The organism is Endozoicomonas elysicola (assembly GCF_000710775.1).
Lineage (GTDB): Bacteria > Pseudomonadota > Gammaproteobacteria > Pseudomonadales > Endozoicomonadaceae > Endozoicomonas > Endozoicomonas elysicola.
Genome location: NZ_JOJP01000001.1, coordinates 4,408,213 through 4,433,588 on the forward strand (window position 1 = coordinate 4,408,213; position 25,376 = coordinate 4,433,588).

General features: G+C 50.4%; 19 protein-coding genes. 9 read left to right on the forward strand and 10 right to left on the reverse strand.

What is annotated here, in order from left to right; translation table 11 throughout:
- Nucleotides 1-39 precede the first annotated feature (39 nt).
- The 6 genes from GV64_RS18595 to GV64_RS18620 all read left to right on the forward strand — a co-directional run bounded on the left by GV64_RS18595 (nt 40) and on the right by GV64_RS18620 (nt 10,023).
- Nucleotides 40-1,152 (forward strand): CaiB/BaiF CoA transferase family protein, encoded by a 1,113-nt coding sequence (locus GV64_RS18595; protein WP_026258070.1) that lies wholly within the window; start codon nt 40-42, stop codon nt 1,150-1,152.
- Nucleotides 1,153-1,186: 34 nt separating this feature from the next.
- Nucleotides 1,187-2,410 (forward strand): acetyl-CoA C-acetyltransferase, encoded by a 1,224-nt coding sequence (locus GV64_RS18600; RefSeq protein WP_020581283.1) that lies wholly within the window; start codon nt 1,187-1,189, stop codon nt 2,408-2,410.
- A gap of 44 nt (nt 2,411-2,454) precedes the next feature.
- Complete coding sequence (locus GV64_RS18605) at nt 2,455-4,623, forward strand: 3-hydroxyacyl-CoA dehydrogenase NAD-binding domain-containing protein (RefSeq protein WP_020581284.1); 2,169 nt, start codon at nt 2,455-2,457, stop codon at nt 4,621-4,623.
- Nucleotides 4,624-4,704: 81 nt separating this feature from the next.
- Nucleotides 4,705-6,504, forward strand: coding sequence for an acyl-CoA dehydrogenase C-terminal domain-containing protein (locus tag GV64_RS18610; protein ID WP_020581285.1), 1,800 nt, complete (start codon nt 4,705-4,707; stop codon nt 6,502-6,504).
- 74 nt (nt 6,505-6,578) lie between these two features.
- Complete coding sequence (locus tag GV64_RS18615; protein ID WP_020581286.1) at nt 6,579-8,144, forward strand: acyl-CoA synthetase; 1,566 nt, start codon at nt 6,579-6,581, stop codon at nt 8,142-8,144.
- A gap of 178 nt (nt 8,145-8,322) precedes the next feature.
- Entirely contained in the window at nt 8,323-10,023 is a 1,701-nt protein-coding gene (locus tag GV64_RS18620) for a sulfatase-like hydrolase/transferase (protein ID WP_020581287.1), read from the forward strand.
- A 487-nt stretch (nt 10,024-10,510) separates the two neighbouring features.
- Here the strand turns inward: GV64_RS18620 and GV64_RS23980 are convergent, their stop codons facing one another.
- The 3 genes from GV64_RS23980 to GV64_RS18635 form a co-directional block, all read right to left on the reverse strand.
- Nucleotides 10,511-11,941: an MBL fold metallo-hydrolase gene (locus tag GV64_RS23980; RefSeq protein ID WP_020581288.1), complete on the reverse strand. Its 1,431-nt coding sequence runs from the start codon at nt 11,939-11,941 to the stop codon at nt 10,511-10,513.
- Nucleotides 11,942-12,230: 289 nt separating this feature from the next.
- Nucleotides 12,231-13,007, reverse strand: coding sequence for a ferredoxin--NADP reductase (locus tag GV64_RS18630; RefSeq protein WP_020581289.1), 777 nt, complete (start codon nt 13,005-13,007; stop codon nt 12,231-12,233).
- Complete coding sequence (locus GV64_RS18635) at nt 12,994-14,841, reverse strand: cytochrome P450 (RefSeq protein ID WP_157236917.1); 1,848 nt, start codon at nt 14,839-14,841, stop codon at nt 12,994-12,996. The genes GV64_RS18630 and GV64_RS18635 overlap by 14 nt, the downstream gene beginning before the upstream one ends.
- Nucleotides 14,842-14,987: 146 nt before the next feature.
- Here GV64_RS18635 and GV64_RS18640 point away from each other — a divergent pair, with 146 nt between their 5' ends.
- Nucleotides 14,988-15,599, forward strand: a complete 612-nt coding sequence (locus GV64_RS18640) for a TetR/AcrR family transcriptional regulator (protein WP_020581291.1) — start codon at nt 14,988-14,990, stop codon at nt 15,597-15,599.
- A gap of 84 nt (nt 15,600-15,683) precedes the next feature.
- Here GV64_RS18640 and GV64_RS18645 read toward each other — a convergent pair whose 3' ends face one another.
- The 4 genes from GV64_RS18645 to GV64_RS18660 form a co-directional block, all read right to left on the reverse strand.
- A complete protein-coding gene (locus tag GV64_RS18645) occupies nt 15,684-16,859 on the reverse strand; it encodes a lipid-transfer protein (RefSeq protein WP_020581292.1) in 1,176 nt (391 codons plus the stop codon).
- A gap of 3 nt (nt 16,860-16,862) precedes the next feature.
- Nucleotides 16,863-17,339, reverse strand: coding sequence for a MaoC family dehydratase (locus GV64_RS18650; protein ID WP_020581293.1), 477 nt, complete (start codon nt 17,337-17,339; stop codon nt 16,863-16,865).
- On the reverse strand, nt 17,336-18,475 hold the full coding sequence (locus GV64_RS18655; protein ID WP_026258072.1) for an acyl-CoA dehydrogenase family protein: 1,140 nt from the start codon (nt 18,473-18,475) through the stop codon (nt 17,336-17,338). Before GV64_RS18655 ends, GV64_RS18650 begins: the two co-directional genes overlap by 4 nt.
- A 98-nt stretch (nt 18,476-18,573) precedes the next feature.
- Entirely contained in the window at nt 18,574-19,554 is a 981-nt protein-coding gene (locus tag GV64_RS18660) for a bifunctional MaoC family dehydratase N-terminal/OB-fold nucleic acid binding domain-containing protein (RefSeq protein WP_020581295.1), read from the reverse strand.
- A gap of 322 nt (nt 19,555-19,876) precedes the next feature.
- Between GV64_RS18660 and GV64_RS18665 the strand changes: the two genes are divergently transcribed.
- Both GV64_RS18665 and GV64_RS18670 read left to right on the forward strand, forming a co-directional pair.
- Entirely contained in the window at nt 19,877-20,584 is a 708-nt protein-coding gene (locus GV64_RS18665) for an AraC family transcriptional regulator (RefSeq protein ID WP_020581297.1), read from the forward strand.
- Between the two features lie 111 nt (nt 20,585-20,695).
- On the forward strand, nt 20,696-21,649 hold the full coding sequence (locus GV64_RS18670) for a DMT family transporter (RefSeq protein WP_020581298.1): 954 nt from the start codon (nt 20,696-20,698) through the stop codon (nt 21,647-21,649).
- A gap of 46 nt (nt 21,650-21,695) precedes the next feature.
- Here GV64_RS18670 and GV64_RS18675 read toward each other — a convergent pair whose 3' ends face one another.
- The 3 genes from GV64_RS18675 to GV64_RS18685 are packed head-to-tail and all read right to left on the reverse strand — an operon-like array spanning nt 21,696 to nt 25,145.
- Nucleotides 21,696-22,559 carry an SDR family NAD(P)-dependent oxidoreductase gene (locus GV64_RS18675; protein ID WP_020581299.1) on the reverse strand — a complete coding sequence of 288 codons (864 nt, stop codon included), beginning with the start codon at nt 22,557-22,559 and terminating at the stop codon, nt 21,696-21,698.
- Nucleotides 22,543-24,315 carry an FAD-binding protein gene (locus GV64_RS18680; protein WP_020581300.1) on the reverse strand — a complete coding sequence of 591 codons (1,773 nt, stop codon included), beginning with the start codon at nt 24,313-24,315 and terminating at the stop codon, nt 22,543-22,545. Before GV64_RS18680 ends, GV64_RS18675 begins: the two co-directional genes overlap by 17 nt.
- Before the next feature lie 53 nt (nt 24,316-24,368).
- Nucleotides 24,369-25,145: an SDR family NAD(P)-dependent oxidoreductase gene (locus GV64_RS18685; protein ID WP_020581301.1), complete on the reverse strand. Its 777-nt coding sequence runs from the start codon at nt 25,143-25,145 to the stop codon at nt 24,369-24,371.
- Between the last annotated feature and the right edge of the window lie 231 nt (nt 25,146-25,376).

Genomic DNA, 25,376 nt, shown 5'->3' on the forward strand with positions numbered 1-25,376 from the left:
GTTGCCAGAAGATTAATAATAAAATTCGGGGAGTATCTGATGGGTCCACTGAAAGGTTTCAGAATTATAGAGTTAGTAGGTATTGGTCCAGGTCCATTCTGCGGGATGATGCTGGCCGATATGGGTGCCGAAGTCATCAGTATCGAGCGGGCGCAGTCTGGAGGCATGAAAATCAAGGACATTGCCATGCGTGGCAGACGTTCAGTAGCCCTGGACCTGAAAACACCCGAAGGTGTTGAAACACTGCTCAAGCTCTGCGAAAAGGCGGATGCCATTTTTGAGGGATTTCGCCCAGGCGTGGCAGAAAAACTGGGGGTCGGCCCTAAAGACTGTTTAGCCCGGAACCCGAAACTTGTCTATGGTCGTATAACTGGCTGGGGACAGGATGGCCCTCTGGCCAAAACAGCAGGCCATGATATCAACTACATCGCACTATCCGGAGCACTCCACGCCATTGGCCGAAAAGGAGGAAAGCCCATCGCACCTCTGAACCTGGTGGGTGATTTTGGCGGAGGTGCCATGATGCTGGCTTTTGGCATTGTCTGCGGCCTGCTGGAAGCACAGAAGTCGGGTAAGGGCCAGGTCATCGACAGCTCCATGGTGGATGGCAGTGCCGCCTTAATGACCATGTTTTTCACCCTCCGCGGCTATGGCATGTTCACAGAAGAGCGCGGTGCCGGACTGCTTGATGGGGGCGCTCACTTCTACGACACCTACGAAACAGCGGATGAAAAATACATCGCTATTGGTGCCATTGAACCTCAGTTTTATCTGCAGCTGCTGGAAAAAACAGGACTGGATAAACACTCTCTCCTACAAGAACCTGGCAACCAGATGAACAAAAGTCAGTGGGAAGATTATAAAGAAACACTGGCGGAGTTGTTCAAGACCAAAACACGGGATCAATGGTGCGAACTGCTGGAAGGCACCGATGCCTGTTTTGCCCCGGTACTGTCAATCTGGGAAGCGCCAGACCACCCCCACAATCAGGCCCGTGGCACCTATACCGAAGTGGAAGGGGTATTGCAGCCATCACCAACGCCCCGCTTCAGCCGGACAGAAGCCACCATTTCTCATGGTCCACGGTCCACTGGGGAAGATACCGGAGCAGTACTGGCCGAATGGGGTGTGCTCGCTCCTGCCAGCGCCTGAACCTAATAACTAAAAAGAAAAATCAGGAATAAACATGACCACTGAAGCCTATATCTACGATGCGATCCGCACGCCAAGAGGTCGGGGAAAAGCGGGAGCCCCCAGCAAACCCGCCGGCAGTCTCTATGAAGTCAAACCCATTGATCTGGTAACCAACCTTCTGGAGAGCATGAAGGAAAGAAACCAGCTGGATACCCGACAGGTGGATGATCTGATCCTGGCTACCGGAGAACCGGTGAACGAACAGGGCCAGAATATTGCGAAGACTGCCCTCGTCTATTCCAGCTGGGATGACATCACTACTGGGGCACAACTGCACCGCTACTGCGCCGGAGGTCTGGATGCCGTTAACCTGGCCGCGATGAAAGTCCGTTCCGGGTTTGAAGAGATGGTAGTGGCCGGAGGTGTTGAGTCCATGTCCCGGCTGGGTATCGGTGCCAGCGGAGCTGCAGCAGGTGATCCCTGGACAGCCATGGAAAGTTATGGCATCTCCCAGGGTGTTGCCGCCGATCTGACAGCAAGACTGGAAGGTTTCAGCCGCTCCGATCTCGATCAGTATGCGCTGATGTCACAACAGCGTGCGGCTCATGCTCGGAAAAATGGCTATTTTGATCGTTCTATCATCCCCGTCAAAGACATGAATGGCCTGACCATTCTGGATCACGATGAAACCATCCGGGGTGACATTACCTCCGAGAGCCTGACAAAACTCCCTTCCTCTTTTCAGATGTTTGGCGACCTTGGTCATGGCGACCTGCTGAAATTCAAATACCCGGAAGTTGAAGCACTGGACTATATCCATACCGCAGGTAATTCATCCGGCATTGTGGATGGCGCTTCGCTGGTTCTGGTAGGCAGTGAAGCGGCAGGAGCTGCGCAGAACCTTACCCCAAGAGCTCGCATTGTCGCCTGCGCAACCACCGGTACTGAGCCAACGATCATGCTGGCCGGTCCGGTACCTGCTACAGAAAAGGTACTGGCCAAAGCCGGGCTGACACTGGACGACATTGATCTGTTTGAACTTAATGAAGCCTTTGCGGCCGTGGTTCTTCGCTACCAGAAAGCGCTGAATATTCCCGATGAAAAAATCAACGTCAATGGCGGAGCTATTGCCATGGGCCACCCTATTGGAGCAACAGGCGCCATGCTGGTTGGCACACTGCTGGATGAAATGGAACGACGGGATCTGAAACGAGGACTGGTCACACTGTGTGCCGGTGGCGGCATCGGTATTGCCACCATCATTGAGCGGCTGTAACCAGACAAAGCATCGTTTACATAAAAATAAGAACGGACAAATCAATGGAATACATTCGACTGGAAAAAGACGACAACGGCATCGTTGAACTGATCCTTGATCAACCGGGAAAGTCGGTAAATACCATGGGCTTCGAATACATCGAAGCCATGAAGAAAGCCGTTTCCGAGCTTCAAGCCCTGGCTTCGGCCGGTGATATCAGCGGTGTTTATATTCGCTCGGGCAAGAAAACATTCTTTGGTGGAGGCGACCTGTCCAGCCTGCTGGAAATACCGACTCAGCTCAGCGAAGAGGAAGCCAGAGACAACTTCCAGAGCATTCTGGATGCCAAACTCCCCTTACGGTATCTGGAAACGCTGAGCGTACCGGTTGTGGTTGGCATTAACGGCGCAGCTCTGGGCGGTGGTTATGAAATCTGTCTGGCGGCACATCATAGAATTGCCATCAATCAGAAAGGCGTTGAAGTCGGGCTGCCAGAAGCCCAGCTTGGTTTGATGCCTGGAGCCGGTGGCGTGGTTCGTATCGTGCGGATGTTCGGTTGTGAAAAAGCCGTAACCTGGTTATCTGCCGGTAAAAAGTTCAAGGCCGAACAGGCGCTGGCCAAAGGCTGGGTTGATGAACTGGTGGATAGCGAAGAAGCAATGCATGCCAGCGCCAAAGCCTGGCTTCTGGCCAATCCAAAAGCCTGCCAGCCCTGGGATGAAAAAGGCTTCAAGATACCTGGCGGTGCGCCCAACGATAAAGAAATATCCCGTGAACTGGCCGGTCTGTTTTACTTCGGGCCAGTCAATGTCATGAACAACACCAACAACAACTTCCCTGCCCCCAAAGCCATCATGGCCTGCGTCAACGATGTCGCCCGCGTGGACTTTGATACCGCAGAGAAAATTGAAGCACGCTACTTTATGAGCCTGATGACCTCACAGGTGGCGAAGAATATGATTCGTACGTTCTTCTTCCAGTTGAACGACATTAATAACGGTATCAGTCGTCCAAAGGGAATTGAGCCGACGTCGGTCAGGAAGCTCGGTATTCTCGGCGCAGGACAGATGGGTGCAGGTATTGCCTTTGGCGCAGCCAAAGCCGGTATTAAGGTCGTATTAAAAGATATCTCGCAGGAAAACGCCGATCAGGGTAAAGGCTACTGTGAGCAGGTCTGCAAAAAGAACAAACGCATCAGTGAATCTCAAGCTGAGGAGATCCTGGCCAGAGTAATCCCAACGGCCAGTTATGAAGACCTTGCTGACTGTGATCTGGTCATTGAAGCCGTGTTTGAAGACCGACGCATCAAAGCCCAGGTTACCCGGGAAACCGAAGAGGCTATTCCTACCAACGCCATACTGGCTTCCAATACCTCTGCTCTGCCCATTACCGAACTGGCGGAAGCCTCTTCAAGGCCTGAAAACTATATTGGCATGCACTTCTTCTCCCCTGCGGAAAAGATGCCTCTGGTTGAAATCATCTGTGGTGTGAAGACCTCGGACCATGCTCTGGCCGTCGCTTTTGATCTGGCCAAAGCCATGGGTAAAACGCCTATTGTCGTAAATGATGCCCCGGGCTTTTTCACAACCCGTGTGATCGGCAAAACGATTTCCGAAGGAGCCACCATGGTTCTGGAAGGAATCAACCCGGCACTGATTGAAAATGCCGCCCGTTTTAATGGTTCACCGGTAGGGCCTCTGGCGGCCATTGACGAGATAAGCCAGGAAACCGCCTACAAAAACACCATGCAGACCCGTGCAGATGCTGAAGCACAGGGTAACCCCATCAATAACGATCCTGCCGCAGAGTTGATCATTAAAATGGTCGAAGAGTTTGGCCGCAAGGGGAAAATCCACGGCGGTGGTTATTATGACTATCCCAAAAACGGTAAGAAGCACATCTGGCCGGGCATGAAAGAGCACTTTGCCCCCAACGGCTACCAGGAAATTCCCTTTGAAGATATCCGTGACCGACTGACCTTCTGCCAGAGCCTTGAAGCATTAAGAGCGCTTGAAGAAGGCGTGGTGAACACAGCCGCTGACGGCAATATCGGCTCCATTTTCGGTATAGGTTTTCCGGCTCATTCGGGTGGTGTATTCCAGTTCATCAATGCCTATGGCCTGCGTGCATTTGCCTGCAGGGCGAGAGAGCTGGCTAAACGCTATGGTTCACGGTTCGAACCACCGGCAATCCTCCTGGAAAGAGCTGAAAGCAACGAGCTGTTCATTTAAAAGAATAATAAAGGGTTATACCTCGTTCCCACGCAGAGCATGGGAGCGAGAGCCCATAAAAATAAGCATAAGGGTACAATAATGAGTCATTACCAAGCCCCTGTAAGAGATATCCAGTTTGTTATCCATGAGCTGCTGAACAGCGAAACCCATTACCAGTCTTTGAGCAACTGTGAACAGCCAGGCCAGGAGTTGATCGATGACATACTGGTCAATGGCGCCAAATTTGCTGAACAGGTGGTGGCCCCCCTGAATCAAAGCGGTGATGAAGAGGGCTGCCGCTTTGAAGGCGGTGATGTCCAGACGCCGGCAGGCTTCAAGCAGGCTTTTGCCCAGTACGCAGAAGCAGGCTGGCTGGGCCTCTCTCTCCCAGAACAATACGGTGGCCAGAATCTTCCGGGGTCCTGCGCCATGATGATGGGAGAGATGACCGGTTCTGCCAACCATGCGTGGAGTATGTACGGAGGCTTAAGCCAGGCACCTGTCACCTGTCTTCTGACTGCAGGCAGTGAAGAACAGAAAAACACTTACCTTCCCCACCTGATCAGTGGCCGATGGGGTGGCACCATGTGCCTGACTGAAGCTCACTGTGGATCGGATGTTGGCCTTATCCGGACCAAAGCCAAGTCAAACGACGATGGAAGCTACTCCCTCTCCGGCACCAAGATTTTTATCTCCGGAGGTGAGCATGACCTGACTGAGAATATTATTCACGCGGTACTGGCCCGTGTAGAAGGAGCCCCGTCAGGCACTAAAGGCATTTCACTGTTTATCGTTCCAAAGTTTCACTCCGATGAGAACGGGAACCTGACCGAACGTAATGCTGTTCACTGTGGCTCTATTGAAAAGAAGATGGGACTCAAGGGATCAGCCACCTGCGTGATGAATTTCGATGGAGCTACGGGCTATCTGGTCGGTGAAGAGAATAGTGGCCTGGAGGTCATGTTCAAAATCATGAATTCAGCCCGCATTGGTACGGCTCTGCAGGGAGTTTCCATGGGGGAGAACTCATTCCAGGGTGCCCTGAACTATGCCAGGGAACGCACACAGATGAGGGCATTAACTGGCCCAGCCAACCCCGATGGTGAAGCAGACCCCATTATTGAACACCCGGATGTACGACGGATGCTTCTTACTCAGAAAGCATTAAATGAAGGTTCACGGGCACTCATCTACTGGCTCGCCCAGTTAGTGGATCAGTCAAAATACGGCAATGAGGAGAATGCCAGAGCAGCGGATGATCTCCTTTCCCTGTTAACCCCAATAGCCAAGGCATTCTGTACCGAGGTTGGTGTAGAAGTCACTAACCTGGGCATTCAGGTTCTGGGTGGGCATGGTTATATCCGTGACAATGGTCAGGAGCAGATAGCACGGGACGCCCGTATTGCCACACTTTATGAAGGTACTACCGGAATTCAGGCGCTTGACCTTCTTGGCCGTAAAGTCATGGGAAGCCAGGGAACCCTACTGCGCAATTTCACCAAACGGATTCATAAGTTCTGTGAAGCCGCTGGTAACAATGAAGCAATGAAACCCTTTATCGAGCCATTGCGGACCCTGAACAAGCAATGGGGTGAACTGACCATGGCCATTGGTTCCAAAGCGATGAGTGACCCTAATGAGGTAGGGGCTGCATCCGTGGATTACACCATGTTCTCCGGCTATGTGGCACTGGCCTATATGTGGGCACAGATGGCTCAGCTGGCTCAGCAAAAAATTGCTGAAGGTGTCGAGGCCCCTGAGTTCTATCAGGCCAAACTGGCGACAGCAGAATTTTATTTTCAGCGACTGTTACCCCGTGCTGACAGTCATTCCAAAGCAGCCGAGGCTTCTGGTAAAGCAATGATGGCACTGAGTCAGGATGCCTTCGCTTTTCTATAAGCGTCATTCTCACGAACAGTTCCCACTGCAAGGTGGGAACAAAACAAATAACAATAAGAAAGAGAGTTCACATTATGACCATGCATCCCACTTTCCATGCGCAGAACACACCTGACAAACCGGCTTATATTCTTGCGGATACTGGTGAGCAACTGACATTTGGTGAGCTTGAACGGTTCAGTAATCGTGGTGCTCAGCTGTTCCGCCAGCTGGGTCTTAAAACCGGTGACCATGTTGCGGTCATGATCGAGAACTGCCTGGAGTTTCAACATATCTGCTGGGCTGCCGTCCGGGCCGGGCTGTACTTTACCCCCATCTCCACCAGCCTGAAGAGTGATGAAATTGCTTACATTGTCGAAAACTGTGAAGCCAGTGTCTTCATAGCCTCTGGCAAACTTGCCGACACCATCGACTTTTCCCAGCTGCCAGTACCAGCCGGTGTTGAAAAGTTCATGATCAAAGCGGATGAGCAACTGGTGGATGGTTTCCGCGACTGGGATGCCGAGCTGGAAAACATGAGCGATGAGCCTATCGACGATGAGTGCGAAGGCATGTTCATGATGTACTCCTCAGGCACAACAGGCCTGCCAAAAGGTATCAAGCGTCCATTTGTACAGGGCCCACTCGGCATGGGGAACAGTGCTGGCAACTATCCTGCCATGCAGAAATTCCTCTACGGTGCCAGCAGTGATTCGGTCTTTCTGTCGCCCGCTCCTTTGTATCATGCAGCACCTCTTTACTGGGCATCCGCTTATACACGACTGGGAGCCACGGTTGTGATCATGAAAAAGTTCGAGCCAGAAAAAGCGCTGCATTTTATCGAGCGCTTCAAGGTCACTCACAGTCAGTGGGTACCCACAATGTTCGTACGCTTTCTCAAGCTGGAGTCCGAAATCCGAAATCGCTACGACCTGTCTTCACTGCAGTGTGCTGTCCATTCTGCAGCACCCTGCCCAACCAGCGTTAAAGAGAACATGATCAACTGGTGGGGCCCTGTGGTTCATGAGTATTACACAGGTTCCGAAGGGAATGGCATGACCGTTATTAATCCCAAGGAGTGGCTGGAACACAAAGGCTCTGTAGGAAAGGCCATCTACGGTGAAATCCATATTGTTGATGAAGCAACCGGGGAAGAGCTTCCCAGTGGTAAGGAAGGCACAGTGTACTTTGGAGGCAGTTATACCTTCGAATACCATAATGAAGAGGAGAAAACCCAAAACAGCCGTCACTCTCAAGGCTGGAGTACTCTGGGTGATGTGGGTTATGTCGATGAGCAGGGATATCTTTACCTTACCGACCGCAGAACCAATCTGATCATCTCCGGTGGCGTCAATATCTACCCACAGGAAACCGAGAACCTGATTATTACCCTGCCAGAAGTGGCAGATGTTGCCGTGATCGGTGTCCCCAACGAAGACTTTGGTGAAGAGGTTAAGGCCATTATCCAACTGCAATCATCGGAACTGGAAGCGTCTGTTTCAGAGCAGCAGATCATCGACTTCTGTCGTGAGCATCTTTCAAATATCAAGTGCCCACGCAGTGTTGAGTTTGTGCAGGAACTGCCTCGTACAGAGACCGGAAAGCTTCTGAAGCGGGTACTCAAGGCTCAATATAAAGTAAAAGAGGAAGCGACTGCTTAACTAAGCTGGTAGGGTTCATTTATCAGGCTCGCTTCGGCGAGCCTGAGTGCTGTGCATAAAGCTCAGGAAGAAGTGAACCCCTTTGCACGTGAGATGTATGCAGACAGCTCGACTACAAAAATAAAAAGAATAACAGCGTCTTCATGGAGTTGAAGTGTTTGAATGGAGATCAGGAAACATGAATAACAACAGTGAAACCCAGCCACTTCCGGGACACTCAAACAATAAACGTCGATACTTCAGCAACGCTCATCACTTGATTGCAGGGGCAATCATTGCCCTGACTGCCTTACCTGGAATGTCCATGGCTGAGACTGGCCAGGTACAACCTGATCAGCCCAATATTATTGTCATGATGGCCGATGACCTCGGCTGGGCGGATGTCGGTATCAATGGCTCAACAATAGAGACGCCAAATATCGATAGCCTTGCTGCTGAAGGCGCCACCATGGAGCGGTTTTACGTTGCCCCGACCTGCTCTCCGACAAGAGCGGCACTGATGACTGCCCGGGATCCCATGCGCCTCGGTATTGCCTACGCCACCGTTATGCCATGGTCAAATAATGGGGTAAACCCTAACGAAACCCTGATGCCGCAATCGTTTAAGGCCAATGGCTATCAGACAGCCATGTTTGGTAAATGGCATCTGGGCATGTCCCAGGAAAGCTATGTTCCCAACCAGCGCGGCTTTGACTACTTTTATGGCCACCTGAATACCGAAGTTGATTACTTCCCACCTTATAAGAATCAAGGTGGTGCCGACCTGCAGCGCAATGGCGTCTCTGTCGCGGAGGAAACCGAGGGCTATGCAACGTATCTGCTAGCTGACGATACCAGTCGGTGGATCAGGGAGCGGGATAAAACTAAACCATTTTTTGCCTATGTCCCCTTTCTGGCGCCCCACACGCCTCTCCAGGCGCCGGCTGAGCTGATCGAGAAATACAAAGACCTGAATGACGATACCGAAAGCTCCCGTACCGGCACGGAAAGTATGCGTAAGCTGGCCAGATTGACCAATTCAGAAGCCCGTCCAATATATGCCGCCATGGTCGACGCCATGGATCAGGCCATCGGCCGTATTTTGAATACCCTGGATGAAGAGAACATTGCAGACAACACCATTGTCATGTTCTTCAGTGATAATGGCGGGCCAGTTTATGGTGGAGCAGGTGCCTACAACTACCCTCTCAGAGGAGGCAAGGGCAACACATTTGAAGGTGGTATCCGGGTTCCTTCTGTGGCTCGCTGGCCTGAACAGATCCCTGCCGGAACCAAAGTGGACAGCATCATGACCGTTATGGATGTGTTTCCAACCATGGCTTCAGCTGCAGGCTTTACACCAGAAACCACCTACCGGCTGGATGGTCATGACATGCTGGAAGCGATGACCGGCAAACAGAAAATAGCCAGGGATGATTACGTCTTTTTCGTTTCAGAAACGCCCGTTAGAAATCATTTCAGTATCACGGCGTTTAATGACCAGTGGAAACTAGTGCAGAAAATTGATCAGTCCCTGACTTCGATTGATGTTACTAATTACCTGTTCGATATTAATGCAGATCCTTACGAGCATAATAACCTGGCTGCGAATAATCCCAAGCAGGTAGCAAAAATGGCTGAAGCCATTCGTGAGTGGAGACTGCTGCATCCATTAAATGGTACACGGTCAAATGTAGTGCCACCTCCCGGCTGGAGAGCCCCTAGAGACTGGGCGGACTACCCCATTCCCATGGAGCGACTTCAGGCTGAGGAAGCGCGCGGTATGCCGCCTGAAGGGGTTAAACGGTTGCTGGATCGCACATACGGCGATGCGGGCCGCCTGATTTACGACTGTACTCCCAACCCCTGGTTGATGGGTTTCTGTACCAGGAATAATTAATCTGATAGCTCAGTGAAGAAGCCACCTTGTGAACAAAGGTGGCTTCTTTTTGTAGTCACTTACATAGGTCATTATTCAATTAATTCTGTGCCAACTTCTGCAAACACTCCTCTTTTGTTCGATATCCACTCACCTTCGAAGCACCCACTCATATGATTAGCCCGTCTGACTTCGTTAGAAAGTCAGGTGGTCAGCTTTCAGGCCAAGCCATTTGAATAATACCCATCGAGCTTTCTAACTACGCCATTGCTCTAGTGAAATGGACGCCAGCCCAGCGTTGGAACTCCTCGTAATACCTGAGGGCACAAGTAGCCCTGCTATTACTCGCCATTCCGCCTTGCTCTGACGCCCATATCAGCAGTTCATTACGATAGTTAGACAGTACGCTTGATATAACAAGGACACTGAAATAAATGGTTTAGGGATAGCCATAAAAAAGCAGCTCGTATTGAGCTGCTTGTTTATCTTCCATCTGGTTCTCTGGTTTTTACAACGCAGCGATATCCCTTTCTGTTGCTGAAATGCGAGCCTTCAGCCAGCCGGTTTCACTGAAGTTACTGCCATTCTCATAAGCATGAGCCAACAGCTGTTTCAGTGCCTGTAAACGCAGCTGGTAAGCTGATTTATGGTTTGGCTCACTGGAAAGCACCATTTCAATATAATGGAGCGCCTTAACCGGTTGGTTACTGCTTACCTGCTCTTCAGCCTTTACCATCAGAGGCTCAGCTCCACCCGCCAGCTCAGCCAGTTCAGGATAGAGCTGTCTTACTGGGGTCGTATATAGTTCAGTGGTGGACTCAAAGTGGAACCAGGTGCTGTAGTACTCCCAGATACTGCGGACATTCCAGGACACCTTGCCGTGCCCCTGACTGATGTTGATCTCATCAGGCAGCTGAACCTCATCCATGAGTTGCCACAGGGTTTTACCCGCATTCATTCCGGCAATGGTCGCGTCATGGATATAACGGGTGGCTTCCCGCATTTTCAACAGGTCGCTCTGTAATTGCGCAGCATCCGTCAAAGGATCAAAGTGGCTGGGCAAAATGATTTCCGGCTTCAGATCAACCATGGTATCCAGTGAGTTGATATAGGCGACAGGATCACGGAAGCGCTCACCACGTAAAGTAAACAGGTTGGGAACCATTGGGAACAGAGGGCCAAAGACATCTCCGGTGAAGAGTGCCTTCTGGTCAGGTATCCACATCACCAGGTTATCATCCCCTTCTGCGCCGGGTGTTGGAATTACCTGAAACTGAACGCCACCCAGCTCAAATTCGTAGGTACTACCATCTTCCACAACGATATCGCCGTTAATACCACCGTAGGCAAACATTGAGCCCTCTTTTGGCGGCTCCTCTGGCATAAAGGTATACAGCGTGCGATTCCGGTTCCAGAAATATTGTTCCAGGTCTTTCAGATAACGCTGCCCTTCTGCGAACCGTTCATGAACAATGACTTTGGCATCCGGGTATTCCGCCTGCCAGAATTTCAAACCGCCAATATGGTCACCATGTGAGTGAGAGAGGACGATATAGGCAATATCACCACCGGCCGCTTCCTTCAGCAGTCGTTTATGTTTTACAGCCTGAGTTGGAAGACCGGTATCAAACAAGACATTACCTTCCGGGGTTTTAATCAAAAAGGTGTTGGCAACGCCACTGGCCCGAAAGATATTCTCCTGAAAGCGATCCACCTCAATGGGAATGTGATGCAATTTCGCAACTGTTTTTACCTTCAGGTTCGGGTCATGCTCTGATTGTGATGCAATAAACTTGCTGGCCAGGTTACCAGCCACCTCCGCCTTACGTTCATCAATCATTCTGCCCGCATCGGTACCACTGATTCCCAAACCGATACCAACACCAATCAGCGCTGACAATGTGACCGTGAGCAAAAATTTTGTACTGCTTTTTTTCATAATGTGATGCCCCCAAAACAAGAGCTATTCGCTTTCTGATTATTGTTATGTTGTCAGGGATCCACCCTATTCCCCTGAACTGAAAGGTATTTGAACATAACCAGCTATTTCAGGCTTATTAGCCGATCTTTCAGGCGTTTTTTTTTCTCCAAACGGATCGGATAACACAAGAAAAACGATAATTCGCTCAAAAAACGCACAAAAATACAGCTCGGGAAGTAATTGGCCAGAAAGAACTGGCCAATTAAGAGGAGGGAGTGTTTTTCTGTTTTATGTGCTATTTCTCCAATTACTTCTCAACAAAAGCTCTTTCAATAACATAGTCAGCCACATCACCGGTATGTGCCGATGCTGTAAAACCCAAACTGTCCAGAATGTCACAGGTATCATTCAGCATGGCCTGGCTTCCACAGATCATAGCCTTATCGGTTTCCGGATTCAGCGGAGGAAGATCAAGATCATTACACAGCTGGCCACCGGTAATCAGATCCGTCAGCCGACCTGTATTTCTGAATAATTCACGGGTGACGGTTGGGTAGTAGATCAGCTTTTGACGGATCTCTTCACCCAGGTATTCATGGCTGGGCAAATCATCCAGCAGGTAGTCGTGATAAGCCAGCTCACTGACGTAGCGAACACCATGGACAAGAATAACCTTCTCAAATCGCTCATAGGTTTCAGGGTCTTTGATAATGCTCATAAACGGAGCAAGACCGGTTCCGGTAGCAAAAAGGAACAGGTTCTGGGCTGGCTTCAAATCCCCCACCACCAGTGTACCAACCGGCTTGCGACTCACCAGCACCGAATCCCCCTGCTTTAAATGCTGAAGTCTGGAAGTCAGAGGCCCATCAGGCACTTTGATGCTGAGGAACTCAAGGTGCTCCTCATAGTTGGCACTGGCAATACTGTATGCCCGCATCAATGGTTTCCCCTCAACCTCAAGACCAAGCATGACAAAATGGCCATTATGAAACCTGAGCGATGAGTCACGGGTTGTGGTGAAGCTGAACAGTGTATCGTTCCAATGCTTCACGGTTAATACGGTTTCTTGATTAAATGCTGACATACTCTGCTTCTTTTTCGTTGTTTGCTTCCTTACCAAAGAGTGCTTCGGAGTCCATATCCGATTGAGGAGCCAGATCCTTTTTATCAGCAACCTCAAAAGCCAAAGGTAACTTTAGCAAAGTACGGGCAAAGATGCTGGCCTCATAAGGACTATCTCCCACAATGGCAAACTGGCTGGTTTTCTCAAGCAGCTTTTTCAGTACGATACGAATCTCCATTCGCGCCAGTTCCCGACCAATGCAGGCGTGTACACCAAAGCCAAAGGTCAGGTGCTTCTTCACATGTCGCCGGTTCATATCAAACACTTCCGGGTTATCCCAGAACCGCTCATCCCGATTTCCGGAAGCCCACATCAGAAAGACCTGAGCACCCGAAGGAATGGTGACGCCATGCATCTCCACTTCCCGTGTGGTGACCCGGAAATGCCCCTGGAATGCCGACTCCGTCCGAAACACCTCTTCAATAAACAGCGGAATTTTATCTGGCTCAGCCCGGAGCGCCTTCTCAAGCTCAGGCTCCCTGGCCAGCACCCTGACCGCACTGCCCATGGAGCTGGCAGAGGAATCACTGCCAGCAATCAACAGCTGCAAAATAATAGCGATTGCTCTCTGATCATTGATAATACTGTCCGGGTCAGCACTGTTTTTGATCAGTGTTCCGGTAAAGTTGGCAGGCGGATTCTTTTTGGCTTCAAGGTAATGCTTCCAGAGATAACGGGTAAACTGTGCACTGCTCACACCGATTTCGATCAGCTCCACCCGACTGGCGGTACCGCTCAGTGAGCGTATACCCTGCATACACCAGTATTTGATCTGCTCAAAATCGTCTTCCGGCAATCCCAGTAACCGGATAATCAGGCGCATGGGCAAGCGCCAGGCAAAATCCTGTACAAACTCAACATTCCCCTTGGGCAGGAATTCATCCATCATCTCGTCGCAGAGATCTTCCACTTCCTTTTCCAGACTTTTCACAAAGTGCGCATTAAACCCGCTGTGGCCAACCTTTCGCTCTTCTTTATGGATAGGCGGATCCTGCAAAGCCAGTACATCCACAGGAACCACACCCAGTTCACCAAGCCGTTCTGCCAGCGTTTTTCCTTTTTTATCCGGATTCCGGGAGCGTCCCCTGACCAATATCTCCATCAGTTTTGAAGAAAAGGCAGCGGTGTCCTTACTCACGGCCTGTATATCTTCAAAGCGGGAAATACAGTAAAAATCTTTTCCCGGCATTTTATAAACCGGATAATGATCCCGAAGCATCCGATAATATTCAAATGGCTCCGTAAAATTACTCTGACTCAGGGGCCGAAACTCTTCTGGTGTTTTCGGATTCAGAATGGGCAACACTTCCCTCTTATGTTCCTGATCCCGCTGCTTCTGACGTTGTAAAACAGTCACTGCCTGGTAAAACAGCAGGGACTCAATTACGACCAGTACACCATGAATGCTCATGACCGGCGCACCCTGAATAAAACCTATGATGCGCCCTACCGCAGAACCAACGGCAAAGCCGGCAATCACCATCAGTGCTACCCGTCCACCGGTTTCAGTTTTGCAGGCTGCCGCCAATACCACGCCCAGTGCAATGAGCATGGTTCCGTAATAGGACTGAATATCCGTTCTGGCAACCGCATCCAGATTATTGAAATGAAAAACAGCTGCCAGCGTATCCGGCCACACCGTAAAACCGATGCCACAGAGGATGCACGCCATAGAAAAATAGAGCACCAGCATAAAGGGTTTCTTAATACTTAACGCCCAACTCAGTGACATCAGGAATCCCTGATAGAGATAAGACAACAGAAGTCGTCGGCTATGAAAGAAAAGGGATTGCATTGGTAGATCCATCCGGGACAGTTGTTTTTATTGTTTTCGAATACTCTTTTCAAACCACAAGTATACACTGTATACAAAAACAAAGTTTACACCGTATACTAATTTTTGCAACACTTATGGAAAGAGTTAACGCAGTCAGGAAAACCATGAAAAGAGCAGCACTGAGCCAGCAGCAAATTGTCGATATGGCTCTGATCCTCGCCTCCGAAGACAGTGTTCACAATGTCAGCTTTCGCAAACTTGCAGACCGCCTGTCAGTGACCCCCATGGCCATCTATCGCTATTTTGATGATAAAGAAGCACTTCAGGCGGCGATGCTGGATCAATTCATTATCAATGCCCGGGTTTTGCCCGACAGCCCGCTTAACTGGGAACAGTGGCTTTTGCACACATCGGATAAAATGTACGCAGCACTTTGCAGTGAGCCGGGCTGGATTACGCTCTTTGGTCAGATCCAGTTAAAACCCGGTGCGCTGGCCGTTATGGACGAATGTCTGATGACGTTGGAGGATGTCGGTTTTTCCATAGAAACCGCCATCGAAAGCTTTTTTATCCTGTTTCAAAATCTGCTGGGTGCTGTTTGCCTGAATACAGCATTTAATAACAGTGAGGGTCAGGGTATAGCGATTGATATGGACAGTATCCAGCCGTTTACAAGTGTGAAAAATAATCTTCATCGACTGAATAAGGTTGATCACAGAGATCTGTTGAAAAAAGGAATGATGTTGCTGGTTAAGGAGCTTAGAGAAGAAATGTAAACGATGGGTGTGGCATAACTTCCATCATGATGGAAGTTATGCCTGAAGAGAGCCAGGTCCCCCGGCGGCCTGCATTTGATATGTTCACTGGCCCAGTATCAAGCCACTGGTAGGAACACCGGTACCGGCAGATACCAGCACATTATTTACCTGATCAACCTGATTCACAGCACTGCCCCGCACCTGACGCACAGCCTCGGCAATACCATTCATGCCATGGATATAGGCTTCACCAATCTGCCCACCATGGGTATTGATAGGCAGCCTTCCTCCCATGGTGATCTGGCCATCGCGGATAAAATCTTTCGCAGTTCCCTTATCGCAGAAGCCAAACTCTTCCAGCTGTGGCAGTACAAACGGTGTGAAGTGATCATAGATCACCGCCGTCTGAATATCGTCCGGAGTCAGACCTGCCTGGCGGTAAAGCTGCTTGGCAACCAGACCCACCTCGCTCAGTCGGGTGATATCCTGCCGGTAGAAGTGAGTCATCATCTGCGGATCATCACAGGCACCCTGTGCCGCACCCTTAATCAGAGCAGGTTTATGATTCAGCTTTTTTGCACGCTCCGCAGAAGTAATGACCAGGGCCACACCTCCATCACTTTCCTGACAGCAATCCAGCAGACGCAGTGGCTCACAGATCCAGCGGGAGTTCTGATGATCGTCCAGGGTGATGGGCTGTTCATAGAACCAGGCATTGGGGTTAGTAGCAGCAAATTGTCGTGCAGCAACCGCCACCCGCCCAAAGTCCTCTGTCGTGGCACCCGTTTCATACATATAACGCTGTGCACACATGGCTACCCAGGAAGCTGGAGTAACCAGACCATGGGGGATATACCAGCCATAATGTGCCGTTTCAAAATCGGCCTGTGCCTGGGTGTCCTGCATGCCGGCACCAAAACGGTATTCCGAGCGCTCATTCATCGCACGGTAACAAACGACAACCTCACACACTCCACTGGCCACCGCCATCGCCGCCTGCTGTACGGTTGCACAGGCTGCGCCACCACCATAATGAATCCGACTGAAGAACTTGAGCTCTTCCCCACCGATCTCACGAAATATCTCTATTTCAGGGTTATTATCCAGGGTGAAGGTGACCAGACCATCCACTTCGGAGGGATGAATACCGGCATCTTCCAACGCTGAAGTTACACATTCCACGGCCAGCGTCATTTCACTGCGGCCAGAGTTCTTGGAAAATTCGGTTGCACCAATGCCGACAATTGCGGCCTGGCCACTGAGAGATCCTGCTGCCATTTCTTATTCTCCCCGGTCTACTGCCGGCAAGGCGACCACTACGGTACCCGTGACATGATTCCCCATGCTGTTCTTACCAGTCACAGCAACTTCTACCAGGTTTTCTCCTGATACTTCCCGTTTGTCCTGCACTTTGCCAACCAGTTTCATGACATCACCGGCATAATTAGGCACACCCAGCTTTATCTTGACTGATTTCAGACGCCCTTTTGGTCCGGTCCAGTCCGTAATAAAACGGCCAACCAGACCATTGGTGGTCAGAATATTCATAAAGATATCTTGAGAGCCCAGAGCCTGAGCCTGATCCCGGTCATGATGAACATTTTGATAGTCCCGAGAGGCCAGTGCCGTCGAAACAATAAGACGCGTTGTGACGTCTATCTCCTGAACCGGGAGCTTCTGGCCAACGTCTACCTGATCGAAACGCAGATTATTAAACTGCTGCGTCTTGTCCTGATTATCAATCACGAGCCCACTCATAATACATTGACCTCTGCTGATTCATCCGCCAGCAGTGCACCCAGTGCCGCCTGCTGATAGGTACCACCACCCAGGCTCAGCTCGAGCTGCTTGGCCCAAAGGAAGTAACGGTGGAGTGGATAGTCAATATCGGCACCAATACCGCCATGCAGGTGCTGGGCGGTATGAACCACACGACCACCACCGATGCAGGCCCACCATTTAGCGGTAGCAACGGCCGGTGCGGCTGCCTTTTCTTCTTCAAGTTGCCAGAGCGCCTGCCAGTATGTGGAGCGCATGGCTTCAATATCGATGTAAGCGTCTGCGCAACGCATGGTGGTGCTTTGGAATCCGGCAATGGTCTTACCAAATTGTTTACGCTCTGTCGTGTATTCAGCCGTACGTCGTAAGGCCTCTTCAGTCACACCAACCATTGTCGCAGCAGCAGCCACCTGACCACGGGCAATGATCCACTCCAATGCTTTTTCACCACTCTCAGCATCCACCAGAACATCTTGTGGTCTAACAGCAACGTCGGCCATTTGCACGGTATAAAGGGGTTCGCCATGAGTACTGTTCTGCGGGGTCAGCTCAACACCCGCCGCCTGGGCATCCACCAGAAGCAATACCGTTTTACCCGACTCATCCGTTGCTGGCATCAAAATAGCCCTGGCTTCACCTGCGTACGGTACACACTCACGAGTGCCGTTCAGAAGCAGGCTGTCGCCATTGGTGGAGACTGTCGCTTCAGACCTGATGGCCTCAGGCATACTCTGCTCGGCAAATGCCGCCGTGAGAATGTGTTCACCGCAAGCCAGTGGCTTCAGGTATTTTTCCTGCTGCTCTTTTGAACCAAAGCGGGCAATCGGCAGTGCCGCCAGCACCAGGGAAGGAAGCAGTGGCATAGGGGCAACATGCCGCCCCTGTTCTTCGAGCATCAGGCAGAGCTCTGTTAAACCAAAACCACTGCCGCCAGATGATTCAGGAATGGCCATCCCCAGCAGCCCGGATTCTGCAAACTGATACCAGAGGTTTTTATCAAACCCTTCACCTTCAGCTTTCAGCTGGTTCAGACGGGTCTCGGTTGCCTGATCAGACAGAATCTGTTTTGCCAGATCCCGAATCGCTCCCTGATCTTCACTAAATGAAAAATCCATTACACTGACTCCGCTATTCTCTTTTTTATTCTTATAAAATGTTGCCTCAATCTCCGACCAACCATCGGAGCAACAACACCTGATCATGCTTTCCAGATTTATTCTGTTACCGGACTGAACAGAGCCAGTGTCAGCTCATCATCACACTGGGTAATTTCAGCCTTCACCGGCATACCAATACGGACGTCTTCCGGCTCAATATTGATCAACCCTGCGACCAGTCTTGTGCCTTCTTCCAGCTCCACCAGAGCAATAGGGTTCGGATCATCAAAGGCGGGCAGTGCTGGATGATGCAGGTTGACAAAGCTGTGAACCACACCCTTACCACTGGCTTCTACCACGTCTTTTTCCAGAGACTGGCAGCTTGGGCACATTGGGGAAGGGGGATGCCTCAGGGTCTGACAGGAAGTACAACGCTGGATTAATAGCCTGCCCTGCTTTAAGCCTTCCCAGAAAAATGCGTTGTCTCGATTCAATCCCGGACGGGGACGTTGAGGTGCCTTGGGCTTATTGCTCTGGCTGTCGGCACTGGCCGGACGCTGAGCCTGTTGGGGAGCTTTGAACTTCAACAGACGGAAGCGCATCTCTGCAACTTTTTCATTGTCCTGATTAATAAACGTCCACAGTTCAGTAACAAAATACCCTTCACCCAGGGCCGTGTGCTTCAGTTCGGAGATCGACTCAATGGTCATGGTATGGGAGATATCATCACCGGGCTTGACGTAACTGAAATACTCCTGATCACAGTTAACCGCCACAACAGAGACATAGCCCGCTTCGTCCAGCATATCGAGAACGTATGGCTGTTCTTCAGTTCTGGGAACTGAACCCGGTGCCGGCGTTTCCGTCACACCTTTCATGGTCCAGGCCTGAATCATGGTGGGTGGTGCAATAATTGATCCCTGGTCGGATTGCTCTGCATATTCCAGATTGGTGTACATGGGGTTATCATCGCCCATGGCCTGACACCAGTGACGGATCATTGGAAGATTGACGGGATCCCAGCTTCGCTGTGGACCCACCTCAACACCAATCGTGGCAGCCATTCGGGCTTCCAGTTCTTTATTGTTATTTTCCATGAAAATACCGCTTTTCTGGCTTGTTCACTGTATCCAGGATTCAGAAGATGGTCTGAAAACAGACTACCCTGCTGAATCATTACTGTTTATCTGATCAACCAATTCGAACCGCGTCTTTAAACCCAAAAAGAAGCCGGATCTCCGATATACACCATTCTACGCAGCCAATAACAGCCCTCAATTACAAAAACCGGCCATTGTCGGCTATCAATATGCGGCCTCTCCATGACCTCAAATCGCTAACTGATACCTTGCCCGGTTACTTTCTGTTCTAATATCAGCAAGGGAATAAAGCGGCAGCCACTGGAGTTGGACGGAATCCATGGAAAACAGTCTGAGCATTCGCTCGTATACCAGAACAACACAGGCACACACTCACGACTTCCATCAATTGGTTCTGCCTATCCAGGGAACCATTGGCATTGAGCTCCATGATTACCGGGGGAAGGTCGCTGTTGGTGAATGCGTGGTTATCAGGGCCGGCGTGGAGCACCATTTTAATGCCGATGAGGCGGCACGATTTATCGTCGCAGATTTATCGGAACTGCCTGCCAACCTGATGGCACTTGAGTTTGTGATTTTTGCCATTTCCTCACCATTAACCAGTTTTCTGCACTTCGTTGAAAAACAACTGGAGCGGCAGGTGAATAACAAAATAGAGTCAGCAATCCTTGAGGTTTTTGTCGGCCTGCTGGAACAGGAAAGTGGCAATAAGTTCTTGGACCCTCGTATCCGCCCAATCCTCGCTTATATTGTTGATCATCTGGAAACGGAGCTAACGATAGACCGTCTGGCCAGCATCGCCTGCCTGAGTCCTACGCAGTTCAAAAAGCGATTTAAAGAAGCCGTCGGTTGCACTGCTATTCAGCACATTATCAAGAAACGCATGGAAAAGGCTAAGGCATTGCTGACCCATACCGACCTGCCCATCCAGCTGATTGCAGAACGTGTTGGCTACAACGATGTTTCTGCCTTCAGCCGTCGTTTCACCTCCCATTTCGGCCTGTCTCCAAAAGCGTTTACCCGCTAGCCCCTGAAAAGCGCCTGATCAAACAGCCATAGCGTCTTTTCAGCAAAGTGCATGCTGAATCTCTCCTATACCCTTAGATGCTAAGAAGATGACAACTCAGGGAGCAGGGAAATGAAGTATGCTTTGAGAAATATCAATACCAGCCGCCAAGGCAGCATTGCAGTGCTGTTATCTGCTTTAATGTGGGGAACCACTGGTGCTGCAGCCAGTTTTATATCGGATGTAAACCCCATGGCGGTTGGTGCTTTTTCCATGGGCATCGGCGGCATATTACTGGCCCTTACCGCCAGAAAAAAATTGATAGAAGAGTGTCTATTACTCAGTCATTCCTGGCGAATAATACTCATCGGTTCTCTCTCTTTAACGGTGTATCCGCAAGCCTTTTACTCATCGATGCACTTCGCCGGCGTCGCTGTTGGCAATGTGATTTCCATCGCCAGCGCTCCTTTTATGACCGTGATTATTGAGCGCCTGCTGCTTAATAAAAAGCAGATCACCTTTCGCTGGCTATTCAGTGCAGTGCTTGGAGCATCAGGTATTGTATTACTCACCTTATCAGACGCTTATAGCACCCAGGCTATCATTGAGGATTCAAGCAGACAGATAGGGGTACTGCTTGGATTGCTGGCGGCACTGACTTATGCCGGGTATACCTGCGCCGCCAAGAAATTAATGGAACAAGGAGCACATTCAACATCAGCCATGGGGAGTATTTTTTGCTGCGCCTCACTCATCTTACTGCCAACACTTCTGTTTACCGGTGAACATTTGTTCTCAAGCATTGAGAATACAGTAGCTGTCTGGTATCTGGCCTTGGTCCCTATGTTTCTGGGCTATCTCTGCTTCGGTTTTGGCCTGCGATTCATACCGGCCAGCAAGGCAACCTTATTAACCTTGTTTGAGCCGGTGGTTGCAGTTTGTCTTGCAGTAATTATCGTCAAGGAAGTAATTGCACTAACTGGATGGTTTGGTATGGGATTGATTATGGTTTGCCTGATCATCCAGGCTAGCGAAAAAGATGAAACGAGAAGAGGATTATTAAAGGAATACAGTAAAGCAGGATAACGACGGCCTCACCTTAATGAGGCCAGACATTTTAGACAAGAGAGCGCTATTCAATAACCGCAGGGTTAGGTATTGCCGGCCCACCCAGGAATGCCCGATGTGAAGGGGGCTGTGCACCATTCACATCCTTTACTCCGAGTTCTTCTGCCAGCTCTGCGCCAACCCAGATTCGCCCCGTTCTCTCCAGCATATCATCACTGTTTGCCAGAGCGGCAATCACACGTCCGCCAAACTCGGGAGATTCTGCAGTCGCAGCCAGGTCTGCGTATTTTTCAGGTTCAGCATCAAATACACGCTGGGTACGCTCTGTCAGAACCAGGCCTAACCAGAGCGAAATACAGGCGACATTATGAGGCTTGAGATCAACCCCCATATCCGCCGCAAACTTGTCCACCGCAGCCTTGCCACCGCCATAGGCCGGACCATGCATATAGCAGCGACCACCAAACGACGATGTATGAACAATCAAGCCCTGTTTCTGCTCTGCCATAATTTTTGCGCCGTAATAGCTGGCAACATAGGTGGAGCGCATCCCAACATCCAGAATATCCAGAAGTGACAGGCTCTTCTGCCAGAATGGGCCAGTTTGGGTCAACTCATCAGGAACGGCAGTGGCATTATTCACCAGCACATCCAGACGGCCAGACTCTTTCTGAATCCGCTCAAACAGTTTCTCAACCTGAGCATCATCACTGTGATCACAGACCACAGCAATGCCCTTGCCACCACGCTCATTGACTGCTTCAGCAGTGGCGAATACCGTTCCCGGTAAAGGGGCATCACCTTCCTGCTGACTTCTCCCGGTAACATAAACCGTGGCACCACTTTCTGCCAGCGCCAGGGCGATCCCCTTACCAACACCACGGCTGGCACCAGTCACCAGAACAACCGAATCAGGCTTCAACAGCATTTTTATTCTCCTGAGTATTCTCAGCCGCTTTAACAGTACGGGCATCTACCTGACGCTGCGCAACATGGTTTGCCGAAAGATAACCAAAGGTCATGGCTGGGCCGATGGTTGAACCGGCACCAGGATAGGTTTGCTTCATGACCGAAGCAGAGGTATTGCCAATTGCGTAAAGTCCAGAGATTGGAGAGCCATCCTCTTTAAGTACCTGACCATCGACGTCGGTAACCAGGCCACCTTTGGTGCCAATATCACCGATATTAACTTTCACCGCATAGAATGGGCCTTTCTCCAAAGGGCCAAGACAGGGGTTAGGCGTTGTATTGGGGTCACCGTAATAACGGTCAAACAAAGAATCTCCTTTGCCAAACTCAGGGTCTTTGCCTTCTGCTGAGTACTGATTGTAATTGACAACAGTCTCTTGCAGGCCCGATGCATCTACCCCAATCTTTTCTGCCAGAGCCTCAAGACTTTCCGCTTTCTGGAAGAAGTTTTTATAACGCTTCGGCACCGCTTTATCTGGCACAGCGTAACCCGGCAATAAGGCTCCACAGGGGTATTTATGGCGGTATTGAGCATCAAAAACAAACCAGCATGGTACAGATTCGGTACCATACATACCGTCTCCAAAGTCGTTATAAGGGGCGGCTTCATTCATAAAGCGCTTGCCGTCTTTATTGACCAGAATACAATTGGGTAAAGCACGCTCTACAAACATGGCTCTGGAGCGTGTTTCAGCCTCAACATGACTGGTCGGTGCCCACCAGCTGTGCTCCATTAATGCCGTTGCAGCCCCAAGGTTCTGGCCTGCCTGAATGCCGTCCCCGGTATTAATGCCTTCTGGTGCAGCACTCCAGAGACTCTGTGAAGGTTGAGGATGGTATTGATCCCGCATGGCCTGATTGCTTTCAAAGCCTCCGGCACCAATGATCACCCCTTTCCTGGCCTTTACCCTTAACGGTTTGCCATCACGGTTAACTACCACCCCGATAACCTGACCGTTTTCTTCCACCAGCGATTCCATTGGGCTGTTCAACCACAGGGGAATATCTCTATCCAGCATGGAGGCACGTAAAGCGGCAATCAGCGCATTTCCCAGGGTGAGAAATCGATCCCGTTTGGACTTCAGCCGCCAGAAAATATCCCGATAATAGCGCCACATGATTCTCATATTGGTCAGCAGAAAACCTTTACCACGACAGAGCAATACACGCGCCTCTTTCATGGTCATGGCCATTCGCCCCAGCATCAACGTGGCAGGTGTCGTCGGTCTCAGGTTTTCAAATTCACTGCCCAGCTTGCTGGCATGAAAAGGCATGGGATCCATGGAGCGATAGCCCGGCATTCCGCCTGGCAGCTCAGGGTAGTAATCCGCATAGGCTGACTGGGCTTCATAACGAACCCTGGTGTTCTCTTCGAGGTAACGGAGCATTTTCTTGGCATTGGCCACATAGGCTTCAATCCGGCCATCACCCGGCTCTTCTCCAATAACCCGTTTGATGTAATCGACGGCTACCTCATCAGAGTCTTTTACTCCCATGGCCTGCATCTGAAAGCTGTTTGGAATCCAGATGCCACCACCGGAGATGGCTGAAGTACCGCCATATTGTTCTGTTTTTTCCACGACCAGCGTTTTCAGGCCCAGATCATGGGCACGCAGTGAAGCGGTTAATGCCCCTGCACCAGATCCCACGACCACCACATCAACAATGGTGTCCCAGGGTTTGCTCCCGCCTTTTTTATTATTGCTGCTGTCCAAGTTAGTTTCCCCTTGTCGTTATTATGGGAATCGCTGTTAGGGATATTGATGACTTAAACGTGGTACCCGCCATCTACACAAATAATCTGCCCGGTAATATAACGTGCCCGGTTGGAAGCCAGGAAGCTCACGGCATCGGCCACTTCTTCAGCCTGACCAAAGCGTTTCAGGCAGAGGTTCTGCAGTACCGCATCCTCCCATTCCTGATCAAACGCCGTGCCTTTCAGCCTTAAAAATATGCCGGTTTCAATAACACCAATGGCAACACTGTTTGCCCGTACACCATAAGCACCTTCTTCTTTTGCAATCCCTTTTATCAGGCTTTCAATGGCCGCCTTTGGTGCAACAGAGAGGACATCCCGGGCGGGGAAACGGAACAGACCCGCAGAGCTGATATGTACAATAGAACCACCACCCTCTTTTCTCAGATAAGGAATGGCCGTATGCGCAATATTGAAAAAGCCATTCACATCCGATTGGATAATGTCCTGCCAGAGCTCCGGTGTCGTTTCTGAAATAAACTGCTGGGGGATATCATAACCAGTAGCAAGCACGACGGTATGAATATTGCCATACTGCTCGGCAAGGTCAGCAAACAGTTTCTCAGCGCTTTCCTTGTCCCCCATATTGAGCTGAAAAGCTTCTGCCTGCCCACCGGCTTTGGCCAGAGAAGCAACCACTTCCAGCGCTTTATCCCGGTTCTTGTTGTAAGTCAGTGCGACAGTCGCGCCCTGCTCTGCCAGACGATGACAGACTGCAGCACCAACACCACCGCTGCCACCAACTACCAGCGCCACACCTTTAGAAAACTCGTTTTTATTATTATTCATTGCCTTGTCCGGAAAATAAGAAGGTTACCGGTATCGCCATGATTGTGGTAACACAACCCTTATCCAGCTTGCTGCTGAAGTAGTCCCAGAAGACAGGCGAAGTCAATGATGAATTTTTGCGGCTGTACGGTTAACTCTCATCGTCTGAAGAGACTAACGACACTTTAATGCATGAAAGCTACAGAGCCTGTAAACGACCTTGGTATTTCTACCTAAAACAGGTAATAATCA